The organism is Bariatricus sp. SGI.161, from assembly GCF_050313695.1.
GTDB lineage: Bacteria > Bacillota > Clostridia > Lachnospirales > Lachnospiraceae > JAFBIX01.
Map to the genome: position 1 here is coordinate 60116 of NZ_JBNPLX010000021.1, position 7374 is coordinate 67489.

Below are 7374 nucleotides of genomic sequence, written 5' to 3' on the forward strand. Positions count from 1 at the left end.
CTACCTCTTCTTATTATTTACGAAATACTACACTGTTCCACAAAAGTTCATTCTTAAACTGACGGATGGTCGTATCTTTGTCAATGTAGACCGCTTCAATTCCCATGTACGCAGCCCAGTCGCCCATCTGCTCTGCTGTCAGATCATAAGAAAATGCAGTATGGTGTGCACCACCTGCCAGAATCCACGCTTCTGCACCCGTCTGAAGGTTCGGTTCCGGTGTCCAGAATGCAGTTGCCACCGGAAGCTTTGGCATTGGTTTCTCGGTCTTCTTGCAATTGACATCATTGATGATCAGGCGGAATCTGTCACCAAGGTCAATCAAGGATGTTGCAACTGCCGGCCCTTCTTTTGCCGTAAATACCAGTCTTGCCGGGTCTTCTCTGTCACCCATAGATAATGGCTGCTCTTTGATGCTGATCTTGCCGTCTGCAATGGTCGGGCATACTTCCAGCATATGCGCCTGCAGGATTCCTTCTTTTCCAGGTACCAGATTATAGGTATAATCTTCCATAAATGAAGTTCCCTTCGCACCCTTCATTCCTTCCGTCATAATCTTCATGACACGCACCATGGCAGCGGTCTTCCAGTCACCTTCTGCTCCAAAGCCGTATCCTTTTTCCATCAGTCTCTGGATGGCAAGTCCCGGAAGCTGTTTCAATCCACCAAGATCTCCGAAATGAGTTACGATTGCCTGATAGTTCTTTTCCTCCAGGAATCTCTCAAATCCAATCTCGATTCCGGCCTGAACAGCTACATGGTCACGGAATTCTTTCGCATCTCTGCCTTCCAGAAGAATCTCATATTTATCATAATATTCTTCCACAAGTGTGTCAATGTCTGCCTGAGATACTGCATTGACAGCTTCCACAATCTCATTGACCGGATAAGCATCCACTTCCCAGCCAAATTTAATCTGCGCTTCTACTTTGTCGCCTTCCGTTACTGCAACATTTCGCATATTGTCTGCAATACGCATGACACGGATATGACTGCTCTCGATAACACCTACTGCCGTACGCATCCAGGAACCGATTCTCTTCTGTACATTCTCGTCCGCCCAGAATCCAACGATGACCTTTCGCTCCATCCCAAGGCGGGAGAAGATGTGCCCGTACTCTCTGTCCCCATGAGCCGCCTGATTCTCATTCATAAAGTCCATATCTATGGTATCATAAGGAATCTCCTGATTAAACTGCGTATGTAGATGCAACAATGGTTTTCGGTATTCCTGAAGTCCCAGGATCCAGGATTTTGCCGGTGAAAATGTATGCATCCAAGTAATTACACCCGCACAAGTTTCATCCATATTCGCTTCATTCAATGTCTTTCTGATCAACTCATTGGTGATCAGGGTCGGTTTCCAAACCACCTCATACGGAAGATTCCCGGATGCATTCAACGCCTCTACAATCTTCTTCGAATGTTCTGCCACATGCGCCAGACATTCATCCCCATACAGATCCTGTGAACCGGTACAAAACCAAAACTGATAATTCTTCGTCTTTAACATTGTCTACTCTCCTTTTCTTCATTTTCTGATTGATATGATCGATACGTGCTATGTCATTTTCTGGTTTTATTATAAGAAAATGCGGAAGTTTTCCGCAATTTCATAACTCTGTCGATTTCTCCCTAAAGTTACCTATTCCGACCTGTAATTCATTTTCCTTCACTCCTATCTGTGCTATAATTGACATATACTATCAGGCCACACCCTGATTTTTAGCTCTGACATTTTCTATATCAAAGACAGGAGGATATCACTTTGATGCTTTCCGATTTATGCCAGCAGGTTACTTCTTCCGACCAGGGTCTTCTTCCTGCAGACCATAAACTTGGTCCCAGACTCGTCTGTCCAGAATATTCCAAGTCCGTCCAGGAAGTAAAGACTTACCCATTACTAGAGCAGGACCGAATCTTCGCTCTGTGCTGGAACATTGATTCTGCACAGAATCTTTACGCCACAATGCAGCCTGCTCCTTCACCCTTTTGTTATCAGCTTCCTTTTTCTTCCGGCGAGAAGACACAACTTCACACCCACGATTACATCGAATTAACCTACGTAGTAGAAGGAGAATTTCGCCAGCGAATTCTGGGTAAAGATATCATTTTCTCGAAAGGCGATCTATGCCTGATCGACAAGAACTGTCTGCACCAGGATTATCTGCTGGATCAGCCCGCCATCATTCTGTTTCTCGGGATTGCTAACGATATGTTTGCAGAGATCATGGATGAAAATGTAACTACTCAGAAGATTATATCTTTTCTTCAATCTGCACTGCTGAAGCAAAAAGATGTACAACAATATCTACATTTCCGTCCGGGCGCTGATGCCACCGAAGCATTAGAAGACTGCCTGTACCTGCTGCTAAAAGAGCTATGCAGCAACACCATCGGCTCCCGCTACATCTGCAAAGGCCTGTTGCTTCGCATCTTCCGTCTGCTCAGCACCACATACGAATTCTCCTTATCCAGAGAACAGCGCAAGACCATGAACTGGATCATCTTCGAGGAAGTCTCCGAATACATACAGCAGCATTCTGCCGACATTACAATTCAACAGTTAGTCGACACCTTCCACTTTCAGGAAGATTATTTCAACCGACTGATCAAAGCCAAGACCGGCATGACCTATTCCGCCTACGTGCAGAAAATCCGCCTGGAAAAGGCAGAACACCTACTGACCACCTCCCCCAAAAGCGTGGAAGAAATTGCCGATATTGTCGGATATCATAATAAGGGATATTTCTATAAGATCTTTCAGAAACGATACGGGATGCCCCCATCACAATATAGAAAAAAAGGATAATCGCTCAATTGGGTACAGGGCAAAATGCAAAAGGGGACGTAGTATTTTTGCAAAATACTACGTCCCCTTTTTATCCATTTTGAGAATTCTTTGGTTACTGCTGCCTCTAAACTGTAGTGTAATATCTTTCAGTTCTTCTACGAACGGCCCATCTACCAGCACGTCCAGATAGGACAGCATCTCGTCTGTCACATCGGTATATGCCCGCCCGCCGGGCACCAGGTCTTTATCGTAGACAAACCCGGTGTAACTCCAGATGCTTTTCTCTGGATAGGTTTCCCGGACTTTCCGGAGCAGTTTTACAAGTTCTGCCTGATTCTCCGGCTCGAAGGGCTCTCCGCCCAAGAGGGTAAGCCCGGCGATATAGCCCGGCTTTAATGCTTCCAGAATCTCCGCCTCTGTCTCGGCTGTGTATGGCCTTCCATACTCGAAATCCCAGGCTTCGGAATTGAAGCATCCCTTGCAGTGGTGCCGGCATCCTGATACAAACAGCGACACCCTCACCCCCGGGCCGTCTGCAATATCATATTTCTTAATATTTGCATAATTCATAACATCAGATTCCTTTTACAAGTGAAGTACTCGGTCTTTGATTTCCTGGGTTCTTCCCTGATTCCAGAACTGGGTTCCGATATAGCCGCAGGTTCTTCTTGCCACGGACATCTTATCCTGATCCTGATTACCGCAGTTCGGGCATTCCCAGATCAGCTTGCCACATTCGTCTTCCTTGATCAGAATCTCTCCGTCATAACCGCATACTTCGCAATAATCACTCTTGGTATTCAGCTCTGCATACATAATATGATCATAGATAAACTGCATTACGGACAGCACTGCCGGAATGTTCTGCTGCATATCCGGTACTTCGATATAGCTGATTGCTCCGCCCGGAGACAATTTCTGGAAATCGGCTTCAAACTCCAGCTTGTCAAACGCGTTAATCTCTTCGGATACATGAACATGATAGCTATTTGTAATATAGTTCTTATCTGTAACACCTTTGATAATTCCAAATCTCTTCTGAAGACATTTTGCGAACTTATAAGTGGTGGATTCCATCGGCGTTCCGTATACTGAATAGCTGATATTCTCTGCTGCTTTCCACTCTGCACACTTATCATTCAGTCTCTGCATAACCTTCAGGGCAAATACTCTTCCTTCCGGATCTGTATGTGACTTGCCAAGCATGCGCATACACATCTCATAGAGGCCTGCGTAGCCTAATGAAATCGTAGAATATCCATTATATAATAATTTATCAATGGTCTCGCCTTTCTTCAGACGTGCCAGTGCACCATGCTGCCACAGAATCGGAGCAACGTCTGATACGGTTCCCAGAAGTCTCTCATGTCTGCAGCGAAGTGCACGATGGCATAATTCCAGACGGTCATCCAGAATCTTCCAGAACCGATCCATATCTCCTTCAGAAGAACATGCCACATCCACCAGGTTAATCGTAACAACACCCTGATTGAAACGTCCGTAGAACTTATAAGAACCATCCGGATTCTTCTGACTCTCTTCGACCGTCAGGAAAGAACGGCAGCCCATACATGTGTATACATTTCCCTTTTTCAACTGCTTCATAATCTTAGCGGAAATATAATCCGGCACCATACGCTTTGCCGTACACTGTGCAGATAACTCTGTCAGATACCAGTATTTGGAATCTTCCGTAATATTATCCTCATCCAGCACATAGATCAGCTTCGGAAATGCCGGTGTGATCCATACGCCTTTTTCATTCTTCACGCCCTGCATTCTCTGCTTCAGCACTTCTTCAATGATCATTGCCAAGTCGTCTCTGGTCTGTCCTTCTTCCACCTCATCCAGATACATGAACATCGTAACAAATGGCGCCTGACCATTACAGGTCATCAACGTGATCAACTGATACTGAATCGTCTGGATTCCACTCTTTACCTCGTCTCTTAATCTGCGCTCAGTTACTTTATCGATGATCTGTTCATCCATACTCTCGCCGCATTCTTCCCGCTCTGCAATGACATTCTTACGGATCTTCTTTCTGCTGACATCTACGAACGGTGCCAGATGTGCCAGTGAAAATGACTGTCCGCCGTACTGATTACTTGCGACCTGTGCCACAATCTGCGTCGTTACATTACAAGCCGTAAAGAAGCTGTGCGGCTTCTCGATCATCGTCTCACTGATGACTGTACCATTCTGCAGCATATCCTCCAGATTGATCAGATCACAGTTGTGTTCCTTCTGCGCAAAATAATCAGAATCATGGAAATGAATGATTCCAGCTTCGTGGGCATTTACAATCTCTTCCGGTAAAAGTATACGCTTTGACAAATCCTTGCTGACTTCTCCGGCCATGTAATCACGCTGCGTAGAATTGATCACCGGATTCTTGTTCGAATTCTCCTGATTCACTTCCTCATTAATATTCTCGATCAAAGACAGAATTCCATTATCCGTCGTGTTAGACTTACGAGTCAACTCTCGCTTAAAACGATAGCGGACATACTTCTGCGCCACCTCATAGCCACGCATCTCCATAATGCCGCGCTCTACCATATCCTGAATATCCTCTACATGAACCGCATGTGTAGACTCCTGTACCTGATCCGCAACATTGTCCGCAATGGCCATAATCTGATATTCATTCATCTGATGGATCCTGTCCACCTCATTGTTCGCTGCTTTGATCGCATTGATAATCTTCGTCAGGTCAAAATATACCTCTTCCCCATTTCTCTTAATTACATTCGTTTTTACGTCTATTCTCATACTCGTCCTCACCTTTGTACTAAATATTGTTTTTATTATTTTCCCATGCACTATATCTAGTGCATTTACTATCATACACTAAAATTACTATAAAGGGAAGAAGAAATTATAAAATATTTTATTTTTTTATGAAAGGCAGCATAAAACAGCCAAATTACGAACTGAAAATTATTTGTTCAAAAAAGGCAGAGCAACATGGACATTAAAAAATTCTATCAGCGGCCCCATAAAAAAGGCAGTAATGATCGTTCCCAATCCCACAAGTTCAGTAAGTCCTGACACCGGCTGTCCCGATATCAGAAATAAGGCAACACCTATGACTACACACGCCAGATCACATGCAATACGACAATATTTGAAAGGTCCCACTTTCCAATTTTCAGAAATAATCAAAGCAACCGCATCATAAGTAGATACTCCTAGATCTGCGGTAAAATAAAACGCAGAAGCAAGACACATAATCACAATCCCCATAAGAAGCATGACCACTCTTCCTGCTAATCCAATATCCGGAAATACACTTTTCAGAAACTGGTGAGAATAGTCGGCAATATACCCCAGGAAAAACAGATTGATCAGTGTTGCAAGTCCGATTCGATGCCTGTCGTGAATTAAAGAAAACATCAACAGGCAGATGTTTGCAATGACATACATAGTACCAAAGCTAATTGGCAATACTGCGTCCACCCCACCCATAAGCGTCTGATACGGATCAACGCCAAATGTTGATCGTTTGAAAAGACCGATGCTGATTCCACATATGACAACCCCCAGAACACTCATTAATATTCTTTTATTTCTTTTATCCATTGCTTTACTTCTCCTATTTCAGCTGATTATCATTTATATAACATATCAATGCTCATAAAAACAACCGCTGCCTGTAACAGGCAGCAGCCGCTATACTTCTTCTTTTTCCAATTTTAAAATGTCATTTACATCGCATTCGAGGCAATCGCAGATTTTTGCAATTGTGTTCAAATCGACACGGACAACCTTGTTCTTACAGTAGTTATTCAACTGTGTCCGCTGCAGCCTGCAGATATAACAAAGTTGTGTTTTACTGACACCTTTTTCTGCCAGAACTCTTTCCAAATCAATCACTATCTTACTCATACTCAACACCATGCCATTTCTTTGTGTTAAGTATACCCATATTTCCATTGAAAAAATAGATATATTAATTTACACTGTAATAAGATACAGTGTCTGTTCTTATCCGTGAAGGGAGTGAAGATATTGAAGCAAAAGAGGCGGCTTACGGCCATTGTATTTATGCTTATTCTGCTGTTTTTCGTCTGGTTTGAAAACCAGCCTTACAAAGTCATGCATTCTACCATTTTTACTTCTTCCAATCTTACGGAAACGCATCTGACAATTGTCATCAACCGTCTTTTTCCAATCAAAGAGGAGGTATTGGCCAGAGAAATTGTGGATGACTGCCAGATGCGAAATGGAAAATATCTGAATTCATATTATGAACTGGAGCTGTACCGCACCAGTCTGCACTATTATCTCGGGGTTCCTTACGACACCGTTCTCTGCAATGGTTCGGGTCAGATCGTTACCGAGATTGATTTTTAGTGCTCATCTTCTTCATTATCATTAACAAAATTCTCTGAAGAAATTACATTCTTCATCATTGCAAAGTGCGGCATCCCGGGTCTTTATATTGCAGTGAAACACATGTCCCAGCTCATGTTCTGCATCTCCGTAGAAACGGTAGATAAACGGTACATTGCATTCTGCCAGCTTTGCTGCCAGAATGGTCGCCTGATCTTTCAGGAAATCACCCACTGCAGTCA

Annotated in this window: 7 protein-coding genes and 1 pseudogene; 2 read left to right on the top strand and 6 right to left on the bottom strand. The window is 43.6% G+C overall.

Features of this window, described 5'->3' with window-relative positions:
* Positions 1-13: 13 nt before the first annotated feature.
* On the bottom strand, positions 14-1513 hold the full coding sequence (gene araA, locus ACQRBH_RS12530) for an L-arabinose isomerase (protein ID WP_427761938.1): 1500 nt from the start codon (positions 1511-1513) through the stop codon (positions 14-16).
* A 258-nt stretch (positions 1514-1771) separates the two neighbouring features.
* Here araA and ACQRBH_RS12535 point away from each other — a divergent pair, with 258 nt between their 5' ends.
* Positions 1772-2812: an AraC family transcriptional regulator gene (locus ACQRBH_RS12535; RefSeq protein ID WP_427761940.1), complete on the top strand. Its 1041-nt coding sequence runs from the start codon at positions 1772-1774 to the stop codon at positions 2810-2812.
* Between the two features lie 57 nt (positions 2813-2869).
* On the opposite strand, the gene nrdG is transcribed toward ACQRBH_RS12535, so the two are convergent.
* The 4 genes from nrdG to ACQRBH_RS12555 form a co-directional block, all read right to left on the bottom strand.
* Positions 2870-3364: an anaerobic ribonucleoside-triphosphate reductase activating protein gene (gene nrdG, locus ACQRBH_RS12540; RefSeq protein WP_427743071.1), complete on the bottom strand. Its 495-nt coding sequence runs from the start codon at positions 3362-3364 to the stop codon at positions 2870-2872.
* Between the two features lie 15 nt (positions 3365-3379).
* Positions 3380-5569, bottom strand: a complete 2190-nt coding sequence (gene nrdD / locus ACQRBH_RS12545) for an anaerobic ribonucleoside-triphosphate reductase (RefSeq protein ID WP_347375634.1) — start codon at positions 5567-5569, stop codon at positions 3380-3382.
* Positions 5570-5737: 168 nt separating this feature from the next.
* Positions 5738-6379, bottom strand: coding sequence for a YczE/YyaS/YitT family protein (locus tag ACQRBH_RS12550; protein ID WP_427761941.1), 642 nt, complete (start codon positions 6377-6379; stop codon positions 5738-5740).
* Positions 6380-6469: 90 nt separating this feature from the next.
* Entirely contained in the window at positions 6470-6685 is a 216-nt protein-coding gene (locus ACQRBH_RS12555; protein WP_235232466.1) for a helix-turn-helix domain-containing protein, read from the bottom strand.
* A 123-nt stretch (positions 6686-6808) separates the two neighbouring features.
* On the opposite strand from ACQRBH_RS12555, the gene ACQRBH_RS12560 reads away from it, so the two are divergent.
* Positions 6809-7153: a hypothetical protein gene (locus ACQRBH_RS12560; protein ID WP_347375633.1), complete on the top strand. Its 345-nt coding sequence runs from the start codon at positions 6809-6811 to the stop codon at positions 7151-7153.
* 21 nt (positions 7154-7174) lie between these two features.
* On the opposite strand, the pseudogene ACQRBH_RS12565 reads toward ACQRBH_RS12560, so the two are convergent.
* A pseudogene (locus ACQRBH_RS12565) lies at positions 7175-7374 on the bottom strand (alpha/beta hydrolase); the annotation flags it as partial.

Bases quoted from the DNA above. Each gene is read 5' to 3' on its own strand.
- nrdD (WP_347375634.1), bottom strand. From the start codon at position 5,569: ATGAGAATAGACGTAAAAACGAATGTAATTAAGAGAAATGGGGAAGAG.
- nrdG (WP_427743071.1), bottom strand. From the start codon at position 3,364: ATGAATTATGCAAATATTAAGAAATATGATATTGCAGACGGCCCGGGG.
- ACQRBH_RS12535 (WP_427761940.1), top strand. From the start codon at position 1,772: ATGCTTTCCGATTTATGCCAGCAGGTTACTTCTTCCGACCAGGGTCTT.
- ACQRBH_RS12555 (WP_235232466.1), bottom strand. From the start codon at position 6,685: ATGAGTAAGATAGTGATTGATTTGGAAAGAGTTCTGGCAGAAAAAGGT.
- ACQRBH_RS12550 (WP_427761941.1), bottom strand. From the start codon at position 6,379: ATGGATAAAAGAAATAAAAGAATATTAATGAGTGTTCTGGGGGTTGTC.
- araA (WP_427761938.1), bottom strand. From the start codon at position 1,513: ATGTTAAAGACGAAGAATTATCAGTTTTGGTTTTGTACCGGTTCACAG.